Annotated in this window: 11 protein-coding genes; 5 read left to right on the top strand and 6 right to left on the bottom strand. The window is 37.4% G+C overall.

What is annotated here, in order from left to right; translation table 11 throughout:
* Nucleotides 1-69: 69 nt before the first annotated feature.
* The 4 genes from GSB9_00332 (at nt 70) to GSB9_00329 (ending at nt 8,088) form a co-directional block, all read left to right on the top strand.
* A complete protein-coding gene (locus GSB9_00332; protein UKM63786.1) occupies nt 70-1,110 on the top strand; it encodes a GMP reductase in 1,041 nt (346 codons plus the stop codon).
* A 192-nt stretch (nt 1,111-1,302) separates the two neighbouring features.
* Entirely contained in the window at nt 1,303-4,632 is a 3,330-nt protein-coding gene (locus GSB9_00331) for a transglutaminase family protein (protein UKM63785.1), read from the top strand.
* Nucleotides 4,633-4,638: 6 nt separating this feature from the next.
* A complete protein-coding gene (locus GSB9_00330; protein UKM63784.1) occupies nt 4,639-7,197 on the top strand; it encodes a circularly permuted type 2 ATP-grasp protein in 2,559 nt (852 codons plus the stop codon).
* Nucleotides 7,198-8,088 (top strand): transglutaminase family protein, encoded by an 891-nt coding sequence (locus tag GSB9_00329; protein ID UKM63783.1) that lies wholly within the window; start codon nt 7,198-7,200, stop codon nt 8,086-8,088.
* Between the two features lie 12 nt (nt 8,089-8,100).
* Here GSB9_00329 and GSB9_00328 read toward each other — a convergent pair whose 3' ends face one another.
* Nucleotides 8,101-9,069, bottom strand: coding sequence for a family 43 glycosylhydrolase (locus GSB9_00328; protein ID UKM63782.1), 969 nt, complete (start codon nt 9,067-9,069; stop codon nt 8,101-8,103).
* A gap of 299 nt (nt 9,070-9,368) precedes the next feature.
* Between GSB9_00328 and GSB9_00327 the strand changes: the two genes are divergently transcribed.
* On the top strand, nt 9,369-10,961 hold the full coding sequence (locus GSB9_00327; protein ID UKM63781.1) for a BCCT family transporter: 1,593 nt from the start codon (nt 9,369-9,371) through the stop codon (nt 10,959-10,961).
* 810 nt (nt 10,962-11,771) lie between these two features.
* Here GSB9_00327 and GSB9_00325 read toward each other — a convergent pair.
* From GSB9_00325 to GSB9_00321, 5 genes are all read right to left on the bottom strand, one after another.
* A complete protein-coding gene (locus tag GSB9_00325) occupies nt 11,772-12,989 on the bottom strand; it encodes an ATP-binding cassette domain-containing protein (GenBank protein ID UKM63779.1) in 1,218 nt (405 codons plus the stop codon).
* Between the two features lie 25 nt (nt 12,990-13,014).
* Nucleotides 13,015-13,875 carry an N-acetylglucosamine kinase gene (locus GSB9_00324; protein UKM63778.2) on the bottom strand — a complete coding sequence of 287 codons (861 nt, stop codon included), beginning with the start codon at nt 13,873-13,875 and terminating at the stop codon, nt 13,015-13,017.
* Nucleotides 13,876-13,957: 82 nt separating this feature from the next.
* Nucleotides 13,958-14,959, bottom strand: a complete 1,002-nt coding sequence (gap, locus tag GSB9_00323; protein ID UKM63777.1) for a type I glyceraldehyde-3-phosphate dehydrogenase — start codon at nt 14,957-14,959, stop codon at nt 13,958-13,960.
* A gap of 17 nt (nt 14,960-14,976) precedes the next feature.
* Complete coding sequence (gene pfkA, locus GSB9_00322; GenBank protein UKM63776.1) at nt 14,977-15,963, bottom strand: 6-phosphofructokinase; 987 nt, start codon at nt 15,961-15,963, stop codon at nt 14,977-14,979.
* A 138-nt stretch (nt 15,964-16,101) separates the two neighbouring features.
* The gene (locus tag GSB9_00321; protein UKM63775.1) at nt 16,102-20,490 is read right to left on the bottom strand and encodes a translocation/assembly module TamB; all 4,389 of its coding nucleotides are present in this window, start codon (nt 20,488-20,490) and stop codon (nt 16,102-16,104) included.
* Nucleotides 20,491-20,604: the final 114 nt, after the last annotated feature.

Below are 20,604 nucleotides of genomic sequence, written 5' to 3'. Positions count from 1 at the left end.
TACTTGGGGTAAATATTTTAAATTTATTTACTTTTAAGCTTAAGAAACCCTACACTTAATAACGAATACATGAGGATAGAATACGATATAAAATTAGGATTTAAAGATGTTATGATTAGGCCCAAACGCTCTACTTTAAAAAGTAGATCTGAGGTAACCCTAGAACGTGAATTCAAATTTTTGCACAGCCCTTTATTGTGGGAAGGCATTCCTATCATGGCAGCTAATATGGATACCGTAGGAACTTTTAATATGGCCCGTGCCCTATCAGAACAAAAATTATTCACCGCCATGCACAAACATTATTCTTTAGAAGATTGGCGTGAGTTTTTTAGCAATTTGCCAAATGGCGCAGAAAACTACATAGCCGTTAGTACAGGCATCAGCGAACAAGACTCAAAAAAACTAGCTCAAATTTTTGAAATCAATCCGAATTTAAAGTTTATCTGTATTGACGTTGCCAATGGCTATTCGGAGCATTTTGCAGAATTTGTAAAACAAACCAGAGCACAATACCCCGAAAAAGTTATTATTGCCGGCAATGTGGTAACAGGCGAAATGGTTGAAGAACTTTTATTATCCGGAGCCGATATTGTAAAAGTAGGCATCGGTCCAGGTTCGGTATGTACCACGCGTGTTAAAACAGGCGTAGGCTACCCACAACTGTCGGCCATAATTGAATGTGCAGATGCTGCACATGGACTTGGCGGACAGATTATAAGTGATGGTGGTTGCACTTCTCCAGGTGATATCGCCAAGGCTTTTGGTGCTGGAGCCGATTTCGTTATGCTTGGTGGAATGCTAGCTGGCCATGATGAAAGTGGTGGCGAAATGATTGAAAAAAATGGCAAGCCTTTTCGCAAATTTTATGGAATGAGTTCTGCAACTGCCATGGAAAAACATGTGGGCGGCGTTGCCGAATATCGCGCTAGCGAAGGCAAAACCGTTGAAGTACTCTACAAAGGTTCTGTTGAAAACACCCTACAAGACATTCTTGGTGGATTACGCAGTACTTGCACTTATGTTGGCGCAAAACGTTTGAAAGAACTCACCAAACGCACTACGTTTATAAGGGTTAATGAACAAGAAAACAGGGTTTACGATTCCTAAATAAAAAAAGGGTGCAAACTCTTTTCTTTGATGATTTAAAAAAATTATCGACAAAAATCACGAATATTATTATTTTGAATTAGAAAATTTTAAAATCTAAATAATAATTTAACGAAAAAGCTATCCATATAAAATATGCTAAAATTTAGTGTATTTTTATAAGGTATATTTCCAAATAAACCAATTCTCAAAATGGCTTTAAAAATTGTTATCTCACACAAAACCTTATATAAATACGACCGTTTAGTTTCCCTATCGCCACATATCTTTCGGCTTCGACCGGCACCACACAGCCGAACTCCCATTGAGGCTTATTCCATAAAAATCAAACCTGAAAATCATTTTTTCAATTGGCAACAAGACCCTTTTGGAAATTACTTGGCTCGGTTGACTTTTCCAGAAAAAACCAAAGAACTTTCAGTAGATGTTGAAATTATAGCCGATTTAAAAACCATTAACCCGTTTGATTTTTTCGTTGAAAAATATGCTGAAGATTATCCCTTTAATTATCTTGAAACAACAAAAAAGGAGCTTCTACCCTATTTGGAAGTTACCGATAACGGACCCCTTCTTCAGGAATTCCTGAAAACTATTGACCGTTCTCCGCGCAAGACCATTTATTTTTTAATCGATATTAACAGAAAAATAAATGAATTTTTAAATTACAACATCCGCATGGATCCGGGCGTACAAACATGCGAACAAACGCTCGGCCAAAAAAACGGATCGTGCAGAGATTATGCTTGGCTTTTTGTTCAGGTTATGCGTCATTTGGGTTTTGGCGCCCGTTTTGTTTCCGGCTATTTAGTGCAATTAAAATCAGACGAAAAATCGTTGGATGGTCCTTCTGGTCCCGAAGAAGATTTTACCGATTTACATGCTTGGGCCGAAGTTTATATTCCTGGTGCCGGTTGGATTGGTTTTGATGCCACTTCTGGCCTTTTAGCTGGTGAAGGCCATATTCCATTGGCTTGCACGCCTTCCTTTGAAAGCGCTGCGCCCGTTACGGGAATGACCGATATTTGCGAAACCGAATTCTTTTTTGAAAACTCGGTTAAACGCATTTTTGAATCACCTCGCGTAACAAAACCTTACTCCGAAAAACAATGGAAAGCCATTTACAATCTCGGATTCAAGGTTGAAGACGAATTGCAGAAAAACGACGTGCGACTAACTATGGGAGGTGAACCCACCTTCGTTTCGATTGATGATATGGAATCGCCTGAATGGAATACCGATGCCGACGGCGAACACAAACGGAAACTGGCTAAAGACCTCTCAGCAAGATTATATGATGAGTTTGGAAAAGGCGGCGTTTTGCATCAAGCACAGGGCAAATGGTATCCGGGAGAGCCACTTCCACGTTGGTCTATAGAAATTTGTTGGCGAAAAGACGGTAAACCTGTCTGGAACAACAAGAAACTTCTTTCATTGTTTTCAAACCATGAGAAGCTTCCGGAAAATACCGATAAAACCTTCTTGAAAACACTTACAACCTATTTGGGTTTAAGCGACAAAAATATAAAACCCGCTTACGAAGACAGTTTTTACTTCCTTTGGAAAGAAGGAAAAATGCCAGTAGATATCGATCCCACTAAAGAAAATGGCAATCTATTAGTAAAAGACAAACTAAAAGAAATATTAAAAGACGGCACCTCAAAACCCGTTGGCTATGTATTGCCGTTAAACAATTCTGAAGGCACTTGGTACACTTGCGATTGGGAATTTAGGAGACAGCACGTTTTTTTAATTCCGGGCAACTCACCCATTGGTTTGAGGTTACCGCTGGATTCGCTGATTCAAAAACCTAAACAGAAAGAGTTTCCAAAGTTTGAACCTGATCAATTTTCAGAACAGGATGCCTTACCTTTATATTCCGACAAGGTTGAAAAACGACGCAAAAAGACGCAACGTAACAGCGAAAAAAAAGTTGAACACGAATACTTTGTTCGTACAGCCCTTTGTGCTGAACTTAGAGATAATCAACTTTATTTATTTCTGCCACCCTTGGATGCTGCCGAATTTTATCTCGACCTTATTGCGGCCATTGAAGCGACATCAAAAAAATTAAACATTCCTGTTGTTTTTGAAGGCTACGACCCACCGCATGACAACCGTTTGGAGTCCTTGAAAATAACACCCGATCCGGGCGTGATTGAAATTAATGTGCAACCAGCAAAAAACTGGAAAGAACTCACTAGTAACACCTTAAAACTATACGAACATGCCAAACACTCACGTTTAGGCACTGAAAAGTTTATGTTGGACGGCAAGCATACAGGTACGGGTGGCGGCAACCACGTTACTTTAGGCGGTGTAACACCTGCCGATAGCCCACTGCTACGCAAACCTAGCTTATTGCGAAGTTTATTGACCTTTTGGCAACACCACCCGGGGCTTTCCTATTTATTCTCTGGTGCCTTTATCGGCGCTACGAGCCAAGCGCCGCGCATCGATGAAGCAAGAATGGAAAACCTTTATGAATTGGAAATTGCATTCAATAAAATTCCGAAAGATGGCGATGTTCCTTTTTGGTTAACCGACCGTTTATTTCGTCATTTACTAACCGATTTAACTGGAAACACCCACCGGGCCGAATTCTGTATAGATAAACTGTACTCACCCGATTCTTCATCGGGGCGTTTAGGTATTTTGGAGCTACGTGCCTTCGACATGCCACCACACCCACAAATGAGCCTGATGCAGAATTTATTGGTGAGAACGCTGGTGTCTTGGTTTTGGAAAGAACCCTATGAACACGATTTGGTACGTTGGGGTACTGAACTACACGACAAATATTTAATAGAGCATTTTGTTCGCCAAGACATCAAAAGTGTTGTAGAGCAGATTAACCATGCTGGTTACGAATTTAAGGAAGACTGGTTCAACCCATTTTTTGAGTTTAGGTTTCCGCTTTATGGAATGACTACAATCAACGATATACATTTTGAATTACGGGCAGCTATAGAACCATGGAATGTTCTGGGCGAAGAGATGTCGGGCAGCGGAACAGCCAGATATGTTGATTCCTCATTGGAACGTGTTCAAATTAAAGTTTCTAATTTCACCGCTAAAAGATATGTTGTAACTTGCAATGGTGTAAAAGTGCCTTTAACCAGTACCGGTATAAAAGGTGAATATGTTGCCGCTATTCGATATAAAGCCTGGAACCCATATTCAGCGTTACACCCCACAATAGGCATAGATGCGCCATTGGTTTTTGATATTGTTGACACTTGGAACAAACACTCGATGGGTGGTTGCACATATTTTGTAGGGCACCCAGGTGGGCGCGCCTACGAAACCTATCCTGTAAACAGCCTCGAGGCCGAATCTAGACGCATTAACCGTTTCTGGGATTTTGGGCATACCCAAGGCGATATTGTTGAAGATAAAGGAGGAATGATTAACGAAAAGGAGTATAGCCAAATAAAAAAACAATACTGTTCCAAAAAATTTGACTACAAGGAATTGCCACTGAATGCCGAATTTCCTGTAACCCTAGATTTAAGAAAAAAATAATAACGCATGTTTATAGATTCAAATACCTTATTTAAAAATTATTTTTCCGATTCCAGGAATTATTATGAAGTATTAAAATCTAACATGGCCGTAAATCCCAATTGGGAGCAATTACTTCACAACTTAACCCAAATGGACTCCGAAAGCCTATTGGCGAAGCAAGTCGAAATCAATTGGCTGATGGAAGAAAACGGGGTTACGTATAATGTTTACAACGACCCCAATGGCATGCGACGTTCTTGGCGTTTAAACATGGTTCCTTTTTTAATTCATGAAAATGAATGGAAAACCATAGAACAAGGTATTGCTCAACGTGCTGAACTATTAAACCTTATTTTAAAAGATGTTTACGGTGAACGCGAATTGATAAAAAATGGTATTATACCAGAGGAAATAATTTTTGCCCACCGCGGTTTTTTAAGACAATGCGACCAAATTCAATATAAAACCTCGAAAAATTTATTAATCTACGCATCCGATTTGGCTCGGGGCCCAGACGGGCGTATGTGGGTAGTTAGCGATAGAACGCAGGCACCTTCGGGGATGGGTTACGCGCTAGAAAATCGATATGCACTCAGTAGGGCCATGCCCAACATCTTTCAAAACATTAATGTTTTACAACCCACAGCATATTTTTATGAGCTAAACCAAATGCTTATTGATGCCGCTCCGCAAAATAAGAGCACCCCAAATATTGTTATTTTAACTCCTGGACCGCATAACGAAACATTTTTTGAGCACGCTTATTTGGCTTCCTTTTTTGGATATCCCTTGGTATCCGGTAACGATTTGGTTGTTAGGAACGGTAAACTTTGGATGAAAACCCTAAAGGAATTAAAACAGGTAGACGTCATTTTACGACGTGTTGATGATGTTTTTATGGATCCCTTAGAACTACGTGAAGATTCCTATTTAGGTGTTGCCGGACTCTTGGATGTAATTCGTGAGCAACGGGTTGCCGTTGTCAACCCAATCGGAAGTGGCATTCTTGAAAATTCTGGATTAATCCCATTTATGAACGCCATCTGCAATTATTTTTTAGGTGAAGATTTAATCTTACCGCAAATTGCATCATGGTGGTGTGGCCAAGAAAAAGAACGAAATTATGTTTTAGACCATTTAAAAGATTTGGTTGTTAAACCCATAGATCGCTCTAATCGTGAAAACATTTATTTCTGTGAATTTCTAGATGATAAAGCCCTTGAAAATCTAAGAAAAGAAATTCTCCTAACACCCTATAAATTTGTGGCGCAGGAAAAAATATCGTTTTCAACCGCACCAGATTTTAAAAACGGAACCTTGGAACCCCGAAAAGTCATTTGCCGAACATTTGCCATAGCTAAAAACAACGATTACCAGGTTATGCCCGGTGGTTTGGTTCGTGTTGCCGCCGAACGTGAAACGCTTTTTGTTTCCAATCAACGTGGTGGCATAAGTAAAGACTTTTGGGTGATTTCAGACCATGAGCAAAACCATATTCAAAATTATTCGTGGAACAGTTCAAGTAAAATTTCAATTTCTGACATCAACGATTTACCCAGCAATACAGCCGAAAACCTATATTGGTCTGGCAGGTATTTAGGGCGTGCTTTGGTTACCGCACGTTACTTACGCATGGTGCTCAATAAAATGAACCAGGAGCAATACAACATCCGTGGCTCTGAGTCTGAAAGCCTTTTGGAACTTTATAAATCCGTAACCAATATCACATCAACCTTTCCTGGATTTGTGGGCAAAGGCGCTTCAGAAACCTTAAAAAACCCATTGAAGGAAATCGTTTCGTTAATGACCGACGACAAACGTTTGGGTAGTTTGGCCCAAATAATGCAGAGTTTCAGTAATTCATACTATACACTCAGAAGTTTATGGTCTAAAGATATGTGGCGTGTATTTGATGGTATCTATAGGCTATGGTCTAAATTCTTGGGAAATGATGACCGATCGATTACCGAACTTTCAAAACTATTAGACCGTATTATAACAAGGCTAATTGCTTTTATGGGGCTTATTGAAGAAAGCATTTTAGTTAATCAGGGCTTGTTGTTGTATTTTATTGGTTTGCAAACCGAACAGGCCATGATGAGCATAGCCAAATGCCGTTCGTTACTTGTTTTTGATTATAATGAACATTTACAGTACGAGATATTAGAATCCTTGTTAAGCAGTCATGAGAGCTTAAACATTTATCGATATAGTTACCGTTCGTATTTGAGCTTAGAAAATGTGATTCAATTGATTTTGCTGGACAAAGAATACGCTAAATCGCTCGCCTATCAAGTAGGAAGAATAAAAAAGGACATTACAAGATTACCGGAAACAAAAGGAACCAGTACCTTCCTGAAATGCCAAGAAAACATTAACGAAGCCCACGAATTGATTGATAATGCCAACCTCGCCCATTTATTGCAAATGGATTCCGATGGAAAACACCGAAAAAACCTGGACGATATGCTATCAAAAATAAGTGATTTACTTCATGAGACGTCTATGGCCGTTTCCGATACGTATTTCAATCATACCTATCAGCAAAAACAATTGTTCACCCAAAATTTTCCGCTAGCCTAAATGATTTTTCAAATATCGCATAATACAAGCTACGAATATGATAATGGCGTAACCTTTTGCCATAATATTGCTACCATAAAACCAAAGAATATGCCTGGGCAATCTGTTATAGATTACAATATTGACATTAGCCCTACCCCTGCCGTATTTTCAGAAAAATTAGATTTTTTTGGCAATACCATTACCCGCTTTTCTATACAGCAACATCATACCAAATTAGAAGTTACGGCGAAAAGTAAGGTGTTAAGAGATTATACTTTAGCTCCTAATATTTATGATTCCAACGACGGACAAAATATAACTTTAAATGATGCACTTTCTGCATTGAAGAGGTTTAAGCCTGAGTTTATTGAAGCAAAACAATTTATTTTGGAATCGGTTTTGATTGCCAATATTTCTCCTGAAATTAGAGCTTACGCTGAAATATCTTTTAAGCCCAACCGCCCGATTTTTGAAGCTGCCCATGAATTAATGCAACGCATTTACACCGATTTTGAATTTAACACTAAAGTCACCAATGTGGCCACCCCCATTCATGAAGTTATTAAGCAAAAAAAGGGTGTTTGCCAAGATTTTGCACAAATAGCCATAGCATGTGTGCGCTCGGTTGGGTTGCCCGCCCGATACGTTAGCGGCTATATTGAAACATTACCGCCACCAGGTAAAGAAAAATTGGTTGGTACAGACGCCTCTCATGCCTGGTTTTCGGTTTTTATACCACATTTTGGCTGGGTTGACTTCGACCCAACGAACAACCAAATACCAAAAAATCAACACATCATCGTATCCTACGGGCGAGATTATTACGATGTTCCACCTCTAAAAGGCGTTATTTACAGTACTGGAAAAAACAAAATGAAAGTCGCTGTAGATATTAGGCCTGCTGTGTAAAAACCAACCTTATTATTTTTTGGGTTGAGCCGATAAGCCTGCTTCTGTTCTTTTTACGGATTGAATCGTGCCATCTTCATTAAAATAAATGTATTCTGCACAAATATGGCGTTGCCTTTCCCGGTTATCACAAGCATCACCCGTATCCAGCCATCGGTGGTAAAACAAAATCCATTGTCCATTGTATTCCACAATGGAATGATGGTTATTACTTTGGTGTTCCTGCTCCATGATAACACCTTTGTACATCCAAGGGCCTTTTGGAGAATCAGCCATATAATAGGTTAACACACGATTACCTTCAGGCATAGTAAAATAATATTTATCATTTCTTTTAAAAATCCAAGGCCCTTCCATAGAAGGTTCGTAACCGCCCATGTCCATTTTATAAAAATCACCTTTTACAGATTTCATATCGTCAGTAAGCTCTACTACTTTATAGTCCGCCCCACTACCATGTGCATACACATATGGTGTACCGTCATCATCAATAAATAAACACGGGTCGTTAGAGTAAGGCTCTGTCCATAATGGCGCCCCAGTATGGTCTTCAAAAGGCCCTGTTGGCGATTCACTAACTGCAATACCAATGCCCATCCACTTCGTACTATTTTCTGGATTAACACGGTCTTTATGCCCTGTACCTGCTGGAAAACAGAAATAATATTTTCCGTCTTTATAAGCACAATCGGGCGCCCAAGCATAGTTATCGGCCCAGGTTAAACTATCCACCGACAAACAAGCACCGTGGTCTGTCCAATTAACCAAATCGTCTGATGAAAACACATGCCAATCTTTCATCCAAAAATCTTCCTGACATTCTTCATCATGCGATGCATAGATATATAATCGTCCGTCTTGCCATACATGAGCTGAGGGATCAGCTGTTCTGATATCGCTACCAAAATCTAGCGGGTTTTGCGTAAATGCCATTAATGATAAGGTCAAAAATAGGGTTGAAAATACTGTAGTGCGTTTCATTTCTTATAGTTTAATTTTTTACCATTTTAATATAGCAAAATACATATTCAATACAAGCAAACTCCAGCGCTAAATAAAAATACGGTTTTGTTTTTATAACACCGCTAGGTTTAGCCTTTTAAGTGCTATTTTGTTCATCCCACCAGAAATGGCTACATTTATTGTTTAACCCCCCTTAAAACAACCACAACTTTTTAAAGAATACCTTGTTTGTGTTTTAAAAGTTTCGCATTAATATTAAGGTAGTAATTATACTTTTCAACATTAAATGATTACTATTAAAATAAGCCATTTTAATTGTGAAAAAATCCAAAAAAGTTTTTGACTTTCATTATCCAGTCTTCATTCCTGCCGCCATTGTTATACTTTTATTTGTATCGTTTGCAATCATATTTGGAAAACCCTTAAGCCATTTTTTTCTTGAATTTAGAAACCTTCTTTACGATAAAATTGGGTGGTTTTTTATTCTTACGGTGAACATACTTTTGGTGACCGCCGTAATTTTGGCTTTTAGTAAATTTGGAAAAATAAAATTGGGCGGACGTAACGCTACAACAGATTTTAGTAATTTCTCCTGGTATTCCATGTTGTTTTCTGCCGGTATGGGAATAGGCCTTATATTTTATGGTGTTGCCGAGCCTATTCAACATTTTAGTACCCCTCCTATTCCTGTTAACGGTGAGGTTGATGCGGCAAAACAAGCCTTTCAGTTTACTTTTTTACATTACGGACTGCATCCCTGGGCTGTATACGGCATGATTGCACTAGCCTTTGCTTTTTTTACATTCAACCGAAAGTTACCACTTACCGTCCGGTCGCTGTTTGCTCCGCTTTTGGGCAAAAAAATTTATGGTGTTTTTGGACATTTAGTTGATACTTTGGCTGTAATTGCTTGCTTATTTGGTTTAGCGACTACTTTAGGTTTTGGTGCCCAACAGGTAGGATCGGGGCTCAATTTCTTATTCGACATAGAAAACTCGGTAAAAACACAGGTGATTTTTATAACGCTTACTACACTACTCGCCACTGCTTCCATTGTTTCTGGTCTAGATAAAGGTGTAAAGCTATTAAGCGTGCTAAACATCCGTATTGCTGCAGTATTTATGCTGCTTATGCTCATTATTGGTCCAACCGTTTTCCTCTTAGATTCTTTTATTGAAAATATAGGGCTTTATTTTCAAAATCTTGTTGAATTAGGAACTTATACAGAAGTATATTCTGAAACCAAATGGCAAAACAATTGGACCGTATTTTATTGGGCTTGGTGGATTGCATGGAGTCCGTTTGTAGGTATTTTTATTGCCAGGATATCCAAAGGCAGAACCATTAGAGAATTTTTAACAGGGGTTGTTATTTTACCCACACTCTTTTCGTTTTTATGGTTTACCATTTTTGGGTCGTCAGCCATATATTTGGAGCTAAACCAATTAGCCGATATCTCTAGTGCGGTAACTTTAGATATTTCTACAGCACTATTTGAAATGCTTAAAAACTATCCATTTAGTGCCATTTTAAGCTTAGTCGCCATTCTGTTGGTCATCAGTTTTTTTGTTACCTCAAGTGATAGCGGTTCTTTAGTCATAGATTTTATTACCACCGGAGGCAAACTTGACGCTCCCGTAGGCACTCGTGTTTTTTGGGCTTTGGTTGAAGGCTTGCTGGCCATTTCGCTACTTATTGGTGGCGGACTAAGTACACTGCAAACCGCTGTAATGCTGGCGGCATTCCCTTTTGCCATTATCCTACTTGTTATGACATTTTCTTTAATAAAAGGCCTTAAAAGGGAACGCATAAAACACTTGCGATATCGTGTTAAAAGAAATGTAAGAGTACAATCTTCACAATTTGAAAAGCTTATTGAAGATATGGATGACGACTTGGAAAACGATTAATGACATCCGAAAAACTTTTTTCGCTTTTCGATACAACGGTCTGGACTATGGTTTCGGTGCGTGAAAACACGTAAGTATTTTCTTCTGTAATCCGAAGACAGTAAATTTTCGAGGACTTTCAGCGAGTAAAGTAAGAAGCAATGAACTATAGCAGGTGTTGTATGCCGTTTCTATAATTTTTATTCAATTTTTTCAAATCAATCATTATGTTTAATACGAAATTATGTTTATTCATTCCGTCAAAGTCTTTGTTGGTTAGGACACCAAATCCAAATCCGATTTCAGGTCTAAATCTAACCGTATTTTTGGCAAATTCCATATAGTTTATTAAATTCAAATAACAAATTAAGTCCGCTTGTCCCCCCAATCCAAACTCCAGCTTTAAGTCCCCAGATAGAATTTATCGTTTTATTTGAGTTCGTTTGATATTGTATAAATAATTGTGTTTGGATGATGTCCAACAATTTTATCTTCTTTTATTCTAATTCCAATTTCTGAAAAATGATTTTTATGGATTTGATATCCGGTTATTAAAGTCAAATCTTGGTATGGTAACTTTGAATATTGGTTGAATCCTTTGCATTATTCGTGTCGGTTTGTCTATATATCTTTATGGCTAGAAATATAAAAATCAAAAGCAGTAAATATGATTTTGGTTCGTTCATTCAAATGGCATACAGCGTATTATATTCAAACTTTATTACGTTAATCATGCTAATAAATAAGGAGATTAAAAGTTTTGTTGCTGATATCATATAAATGTAAAATTTTAATTGTGTAATACACTTAAACAATAACAAGTGTTTTCACCTAAACAACTTTGCCCGTAGAACCTTGGTTATTTGGTGTAAGTTGGTAAGTAAAATTAGGTTTTATATGGTCTTCCTTTCGGTGCGAGACATATAAAATAGCCGTTCGGCTTTCGTTGGCAATTTTATTAATGAGTTGGGCAAAAAGTTGGGCATCGGCATCATCCAATCCGTTAGTGGGTTCATCTAAAATCAATAAGGGGGGATGTTTTACCATGGCGCGCGCAATGAGCACCAAACGTTTATGACCGGCAGATAAAGACAAGAAATCTTTGTCTTTTTTATCCAATAGTCCCAAAAGCTCCAACCATTCGTGAGCTATAAAAATTTGCCGTTCGGTAGGGTATTTATAAAGTCCGATAGAATCGAAAAAACCAGAAAGTATCATTTTTTCAATAGAGTCCAACCGCCTAAACCCTCTCAACATTTCAGAACTGTAGTGTCCTATTTTGTTTTTAATATCCCAAATGGTTTCGCCACTGCCCTTTTGCTTACCAAACAACACAATATCTTGATTGTAAGCCTTGGGATTATCGCCAGAAATTAAGGTAAGTAACGTGCTTTTACCCGAACCGTTTGGCCCTATAAGTTGCCAAAATTCGCCCAATTTAATTTCCCAAGAAATATCTTTTACAATAGGGCGACCGTTATACGAAACATTAACTTTATTAAATTTTACCAACGGATTATAACTCTCGGTTGAAACATGCTCCGGATTTGGCAAATCCATTACAAATTGATTTTTGCTATGTGCATTATTCCCATCAATTCCTTCTTTATAGTTTCCGTTTTCTGAACTATAAATGGTTTTAATAAAAGGAAGTATATCTCGCTTTCTATTGGTAATTTGAACGATATGTTTCGTAGCGCTTAATTCTTCTAGTGTTTTACTAATTTCTTCTTGGGTGGCCGTATCTAAACTATCAAAAACATTATCGACCAAAATATAGTCAGGGTTTTGCTTAACAATATGTTTTAAAAGTGCCTTTTTACGTTCGCCTTGCGAGGAATTTTGAAGACTGTTTTTTGTAGCCGTAACAACGCTAAAATCGTCGTGCCTAATTTCCTCTTCAATGAGTTTATTGAGGGTTATTTCAGAAAAAAGCGCCCCCTTTAAACCTGAAAGTTTTGAAATCTTGCTTCCAGATATTAATTCGTCAATAAGCTGTTTCTTATTGTCTTTATTGGAAATGTAATAGGCTACTTGCGTTAGCGACATATTAGCTTAGAACGCTTTTAAAAATTTATAAATCTTTAGTGTGGAAGGGCACCAAACCATCTATTGGGCGACGCACAAAATTCCCAACTTTAAAGCCCATTTCTTCGGCAACTTCACGTATTTCTTTCCTAGCAAAATAAGCAATAGAACCTGCAAAATGAACCGGTACCGATTTTAGTTCTTCTTCGTACTGAAAAATCATGTTTTTTGCAAAAAGCCTAATGCCATCTTTAATAAGGTTAATGGTATACTCTGAATCTTTATGTAAAAACATAAACTCGGCAAAAGTGGCCAAATAAGCGTTAGGGCTGGGTTGTTTGTATAGGTTATATTTTATAAAATCGGTTTCCATATTATACTTACTACCAAATGCTATTTTTACATTTTCGGGCATGTGGTTAAAGTAATAATCCCTAATGAGCTGTTTGCCATAATAGTTTCCAGAGGCATCGTCCATTAAAATATACCCCAGAGAATTTACACGTTGGTGAAGGGTTTTACCGTCGTAGTAACTACAATTAGACCCTGTGCCCAAAATGCAAACCACTGCGGCCTCATCTGAGGTATTAATTGTAGAGTAAACAGCTGCTAATGTATCTTCATTAACTTCAACATGGGCATTCACAAAAATCGCTTCAAGCACCCCTTTTAAGATGGCTCGAGCGTTTTCGGTACCGCACCCAGCGCCGTAAAAAAACACATGCGTAACCGCCTCGCTATTGCTCTTTAGCTCTTTGCTTTTGTTAATGATCTTAATTAATCTCTTATCCGGTAAAATGGCTGGATTGAGCCCTTTAGTTCGGATTTTTTCCATTAACTTATTTCCATTATTATCTACCGCTAACCAATCTGATTTGGTAGAACCACTATCTACAATTAAAACCATAAGTTTAAAACTAAAAAAACTCCACAATACCTAATAAGATTAGGTAGTGTGGAGTAATTAATATTAATTATATATTCCCAAATTATATTTTGCTTATATGTTGAGCAAGATCAATTAACTTGGTTGAGTAACCAAACTCGTTATCATACCAAGATACTAATTTAAGGAAATTGTCGTTTAGCGCAATACTTGCTCCAGCATCAAAAACACTAGTTAATGATTCTGAAACGAAATCTTGAGATACAACAGATTCTTCAGTGTATCCTAACACGCCGTTTAATTCGTTTTCTGAAGCCGATTTTAAAGCTGCTTTTACTTCGTCCCAAGACGCTGCTTTTTCGGTTCTTACGGTTAAATCTACTACAGATACATCTGGAGTTGGTACTCTAAAGGCCATACCTGTTAATTTTCCGTTTAATTCTGGAATTACTTTACCTACTGCTTTTGCAGCTCCAGTTGAAGACGGGATAATGTTAGCTAATGCACTACGTCCACCTCTCCAGTCTTTTCTAGAAGGGCCATCAACAGTCATTTGAGTAGCTGTTGTAGCGTGTACAGTTGTCATTAGACCTTCAACTATACCAAAGTTATCGTTAATTACTTTTGCTAATGGTGCTAAGCAGTTTGTTGTACAAGAAGCGTTAGAAACAATAGTATCTTCAGCAGTAATCTTGTCGTGGTTTACACCCATTACAAACATTGGAGCATCAGCAGAAGGTGCAGAAATAGCTACCTTTTTAGCTCCAGCTTTAATGTGTGCTTGTGCTTTATCTAAAGTTGTGAAGATACCAGTACAATCTAAAACAACTTCGGCTCCTACGGCATCCCATTTTAAATCTTCTGGGTTACGCTCTGCAGTAATTCTAATTTCGTTTCCGTTAACAACTAAGTTACCGTCTTTAATATCAACAGTACCATCAAAACGCCCGTGTACTGAATCGTATTTTAATAAGTATGCTAAATGCTCAACATCCAACAAATCGTTGATTCCTACTATTTCAATCTCAGGTCTAGAAGCTGCTACTCTAAAAGCAATTCTACCTATTCTTCCAAATCCGTTAATTCCAATTTTTAATTTTGACATAATCGTGTTTATAAATGTTAAGTGCTCATGATATCTGAGACACGCAATAATTCTAAATTTATTTTTGTTTTTCCTTTAATAGCTTGCTCTAATGGTGTAAGCTGCATTTTACTGTTTATAAGCCCCACCATATAGTTTGTTTCGCCATTTAGCATAGATTCAACGGCCTTAACCCCCATTCTACTGGCCAAAACGCGGTCGAAGCAAGAGGGTGCACCTCCACGTTGCATGTGCCCTAGAACAGAAACACGTACATCGTAACCTTCCATATTTTCATCAACATAGTCTTTAAGCTCAAAAATATTTTTACCTATTTTATCACCTTCAGCAACTATAACAATACTGGACGATTTTCCAGATTTTTTACTTTTATTTAAAGACTCTACCAATCGGTCTAACCCTAAATCCTCTTCAGGAATTAAAATTTCCTCGGCACCACCAGCTATCCCGGCATTAAGAGCAATATGGCCCACATCACGCCCCATCACTTCCACAAAAAACAAACGGTTGTGTGAACTGGCCGTATCTCTAATTTTATCGATAGCATCGACTACCGTATTCAAAGCCGTATCAAATCCAAGCGTGTGGGTTGTACCAAAAATATCATTATCTATAGTTCCTGGAATTCCCATAACTGGAAAACCAAATTCTTGATTGAATATAAGTGCGCCAGTAAATGAACCATCACCACCAATAACAACCAAACCGTCTATTTCGGCATTTTTTAAGTTTTGGTGGGCTTTTTGGCGCCCTTCTATTGTTCTGAATTCTTTAGATCGTGCCGATTTTAATATCGTCCCTCCCTTATTGATGATACCTTTTACACTACGGGCATCCAAGTATTCAAAGTCACCTTCAATCAAACCTTCATAACCTCTATAGACTCCAAAACACTCTACGCCGTGATAGGCACATGACCTTACAACAGAACGTATTGCTGCATTCATTCCAGGTGAATCTCCACCAGAAGTTAATACAGCTACTTTTTTTATAGTTTTAGGCATTCGTTTATTTTAAATTTTTGAAGCGTAAAATTAATAAACAAATACCATATATCTAAAGCATTTTTGGCAATTTAATACTTTTTTAAAACTATAACGTTTTAGTATGGCCATTATTCGGAAAACATCAAAAGTGCACAATTATTTGGAGGCCGATTTGATAGATATGTAATCTGGCAATACGTTGGCGTTTTCGTTTTCGGGCTGTTCTTCTATTATGACGTCTTCCCTTTTTTTAGGTTTTGCCAATAATTTTTTCAGAAGTTCTTTAAAGGTGTCGAAATCTACACTATAGGAAAGACCAACACCCTGGGTATAGCCGATGGCTTCTCCAAAATTACGGATACTGTTTTCTCGGTTGAACACTTTAGCCGTGAGTGTTCCTTCTTCATTCAACAGAAAATCTATTTCAACATCGCCGGCAACCACCGTTTCGGTTGCTCCGCCCACAGGCACCCCTACCTTACCGTTTATTAATACGCGATCGCTTATCTGAGTTTGTAGGGTAACCCCAAAACGGTCATCAGTTTGATAATCGGGCCTATTCTGTCCGGCTTCATAATTCAAACCAATATTTATTTTACTGTCGCCGTTGGTAAATATACCGTTAATAATACCATTTAAACGCTCGGCAATAGTACCTGAAAAATTAAGCTCATTCAAGCCTCGTGAAAACGACCCGGTGGAAATTAAGTACAGAGCTTGATTTTGCTTATCGTCTGGAGACTCCAAACGATATTGAAGCTCAGATTTTATGGTTGAGTTTACATTTGGAAATTCAAAACTAAACTCGGGGTTGGGCTGTTCTAAATCTCCTGTCAGTTCAATATTCAATTCAACAGGAATACTTCTATTTATAGGGTTATCCAATAATGGTGAAGGGTTGGCTTGTGTTTTATAAATGGCCAACATATCTATTTGTGCTTTAAGCGGGTCGCCGTCCCAAGCTATTGTTCCACCAGGCTGAACAATAAATTCTTTTTGAATCAAGCCTCCGTAAGCAAAATTGTAAACGCCTTCAAATACCGCAAAATCTCCCCACATATCAAATTTACCATTGGTATTTATTTCTACTAAGAGCCCGCCTCTACCTCGTCCTTTCAATGAGTGTCCGGTTTCTTTGTCAATAATAATTTCTACTTCGGCATCTTCAGTAACATCAAGGTCAAAGTCCATTTCTAAACCTTGTATTTCTTCAAAAACAACTTCTGTTCCTTTTTCCCTGGCCTCTTTTTCTTCTTTTGTTATAAAATGAATAAATGAATTATCGCCAAACGACTCGGCATCACTCAACGGAATTTTAAATACTGTGCCGCGTTTTGTTTCTCCAACAACACTTATAACTAACTGCTCTGTGGGGCCTGTTAAGCTCGCCCGTCCACCAACAAAGCCTGTACCGTAATATAGTGCATCATCGGTGGCTTTGGTATCAAGCACCAACAAACGTGGTGTTGCAATATCAAGTCCCAAACGCCATTTAGAAAAGTTAAAATGGCTAATAGAACCGTTCAACACCCCTTTGGAATTGTAATTAGTATCGGTTAGCCTAATATTATTGAATACAAACGTTTGGTTTTTTAAGGTCACCGAAGCATTGTTATTAAAATCGTAATCGACATTTAAATAAGGGATTCCCAAACCGCCGCTTTTTACTATTAAATCGCCATTAATATCTGGTCGTTTTAAATTGCCTACAACATTTACAGCACCCGAAACCGCTCCTCTTATATTGGTTAAAACTCCTTCTAAAAGCGGATTTAACGGTAAAAGATTGAATTTATCGAAATTGAGCGCCACATTTATTGTGGATTGGTTGCCCAATACATTTATATCGCCCTTGGCACTAAATGATTTTGAAGTATCGTCCTTTATTGTGGCATCGACTACATAGTTTGTAAGCGTTTCATTCCCGGTAACAGTTGCATCAAAAGAACCCAACAAAAAGTCGTTGACCTTAAAATTATCGATTACTATGGTTGAATTTGGCAGATAGCTTCCGTTTTTTTGCAGAATATCCAACTTTCCGTTTACATTTCCCGCTAAAGATAAACTATCAATATCGGGTGTTATTTTTTCGAGATCTACATTAGTAAAATCTAGTTTGATATCTTTTTGGGTAGAGTCTTTTAAAAAGCCCGAAAGTTTAATCTCTTCGTTTTTGTGATTTATTTTAAACTTATCGATATCCAATTTTGTCAATTTTTTGTCGAATGAAATTTTATGGAACTGGTCTTGCGCCTCGTTTATGAACCATTTGTTGTTTTTTATTGTAATATCAGATTTCTTAAACCCTAAAACGGATTCATTTTCTTCATTTATGGTATGATAAAAACTTAAGTTATAAATATCTTGGCTGCGTTTTCCGCCGTTAAATTCCGACCTCATAAACAACGTATCGTTAACCGTTACGTTAATTAAATTAAAATCGGAAACTTGATAGTATTTGGCATCTAAACTATCAACCTCAACATATGTATTAAAAAGTGGATTACTGTTGTCTACTTGGAGTTCTAACCCCTCTGCGTAATAGTCAAGAAGTTTTATTTTTGGCGATTTAAACGTTAGCTTAAAGTTTTCTTCTTCACTCTCTACCCGTCCACGAATAAATGTGTTTTTACCTAATTCGATATCTGGAAAAACGACCTCAACAATTTTATTGTAAATTTTAAAATTGAAATCGATGCTCTGATCGGTTTTTACTTCATGCGGAATGTAATTGGTGTAAATATAGCCAATGGAGTTTTCGAATAGTTTTTTTAAATCTTTTAAGAAAAAACGCCCCTTTAAACTTCCTTCAATAATATCAGGCGAACTGAATTCAACATACCTAATATTATTATCAAATCGCGACGATACATCAAACTTATCGAAGTAATACGTATCGTGTTCATTTTTATAAACTGTATTTGTAAAGGCTATTTTTCCGTAGGCATCGTCTAGACTGCTACTGTTCATATTCATTTTCACCCGACTTGTAAACCTAGAAACGCTATCTTGTTTTACGAAATTAAGCGTATTTAAATCTGCATAATCTACTACGGCTTCAAAATCATACTTTTTAACAACTTCTGAGAAATCTACCAACCCGTTAAAATTCATACGCAAGTTTTGATCGTTAACAATCAGGTTTCCGTCAAAAATTTTATTTCTTACGTTTCCGGCTACTTTTATGTTTTGGTAATTGTAGTTGTTATAGATTAACTGATACACCTCTCCTTTTACCTGTGTGTCTATCATTTCAGCTGTAAACCCTTTACCGTTCACATCAAAATCCAACGATCCGTTTCCAACTTTGGGGTCGTCTAAAAAAGTACCAAAATCAAACTCTTTAAAAACAATTTTACCTTTGTAATCGGCATTATCGATGTCGTTTATTTTAGTGATTTTAAGATTGGAATTCGCCAAGCCCAATTCGGTATCAATTTTAATATCTGCCAAAACTGTCGATGACGTTACTTGCGAATTACCCACTATGGTGAACTTACCCAGCCGTTCGAACGAAGATGGTATGGCCTCACCCAAAATGTTTGGCAACAACGCTCTTAAATTGCCATAACTGGACGATAAATTTCTAAAGTTACCATTCATGTAAAAGTTATTAGGCGCTTTGTTCAATAAGTTTTTAAAGGTAAGGTCGCCATAAACTTGTGTTCGGCTGCTGGTAGTGAGTCTTAAGTTATCTGCCTGTAAATTATTTAAAGTTCCAGAGAGCGTAACATCAAATCTGGCCGATTGATTGTTTCCAAACTCATTGTAAAAAACGTTCAATTCATCCAACGAAATGGTTGAACCTTCAAAATTGGCTTTTAGTTGTACCTTATCTTCAAAATACTGTAAATCTTCACGCTTATACAAAAACTTTAAATTGCCTTTTAGGTTAGATCTTGGTGTTTTAATCTCTAAGTTCTCAAAAGTCATGTCGGTTAAGGTATAGCTGAAATTGGTCATTAAATTATCAACAACCACGCCTCTGCTATCTTCAAATGCCAAGGTGTTTATTCTAGCACTAACCTCACTTCCGTTAATTAAAAAATTAGTGGCATTAATGTTTAAATCGTTAAAATGGAGTCGTTCTTTGGTTTCCCTGTTTTCGTCAGATAACAAAAACGTACTGTTGTTAATCGTAACGTCGCTCGATGATAATAGAAAATTACCTTTTTTTTCGCGCGGATTATTACTTTCAAACTTTCGCACAAAAACATCTAGATTGGTATCGCTAGCGCCTTTATAGGTTTTTATGTTGAACAGCAGGTTTTCAATATCAATATCGCCAAAAACCAAACTACCACTGGCCAAATTGGTAAAACTTAATATAGAAGTGTTTAGCTCTTGAATACTTATTAACGTATCTTTTTTGTAATCTTCAATATAAATGTCCTTTAATTCTACATCGCCATTAAACTGTAAACTTACCCTATTGATGTTTATATTGGTCTTGAAATCCTCGTTTAAGCGCTTGGTGGCATATTTTCCTAATTGTGTCTGAACGTAGGGAATAGTGAGCACCAACACCAAAATGATGAACAACAATAGAAGAATACCTATTAACTGTAACAGTATTTTTAGTCTTTTTTTGATACGCTTAACCTTATTATTTTTGTTTTTAATGAATTACTTTTGCAACTACGAGTAATCGAAAATGTT

This window comes from Flavobacteriaceae bacterium GSB9 (genome assembly GCA_022749295.1).
Classification (GTDB): domain Bacteria; phylum Bacteroidota; class Bacteroidia; order Flavobacteriales; family Flavobacteriaceae; genus Flavisericum.
This window is presented reverse-complemented; position numbering and strand designations above follow the sequence as displayed.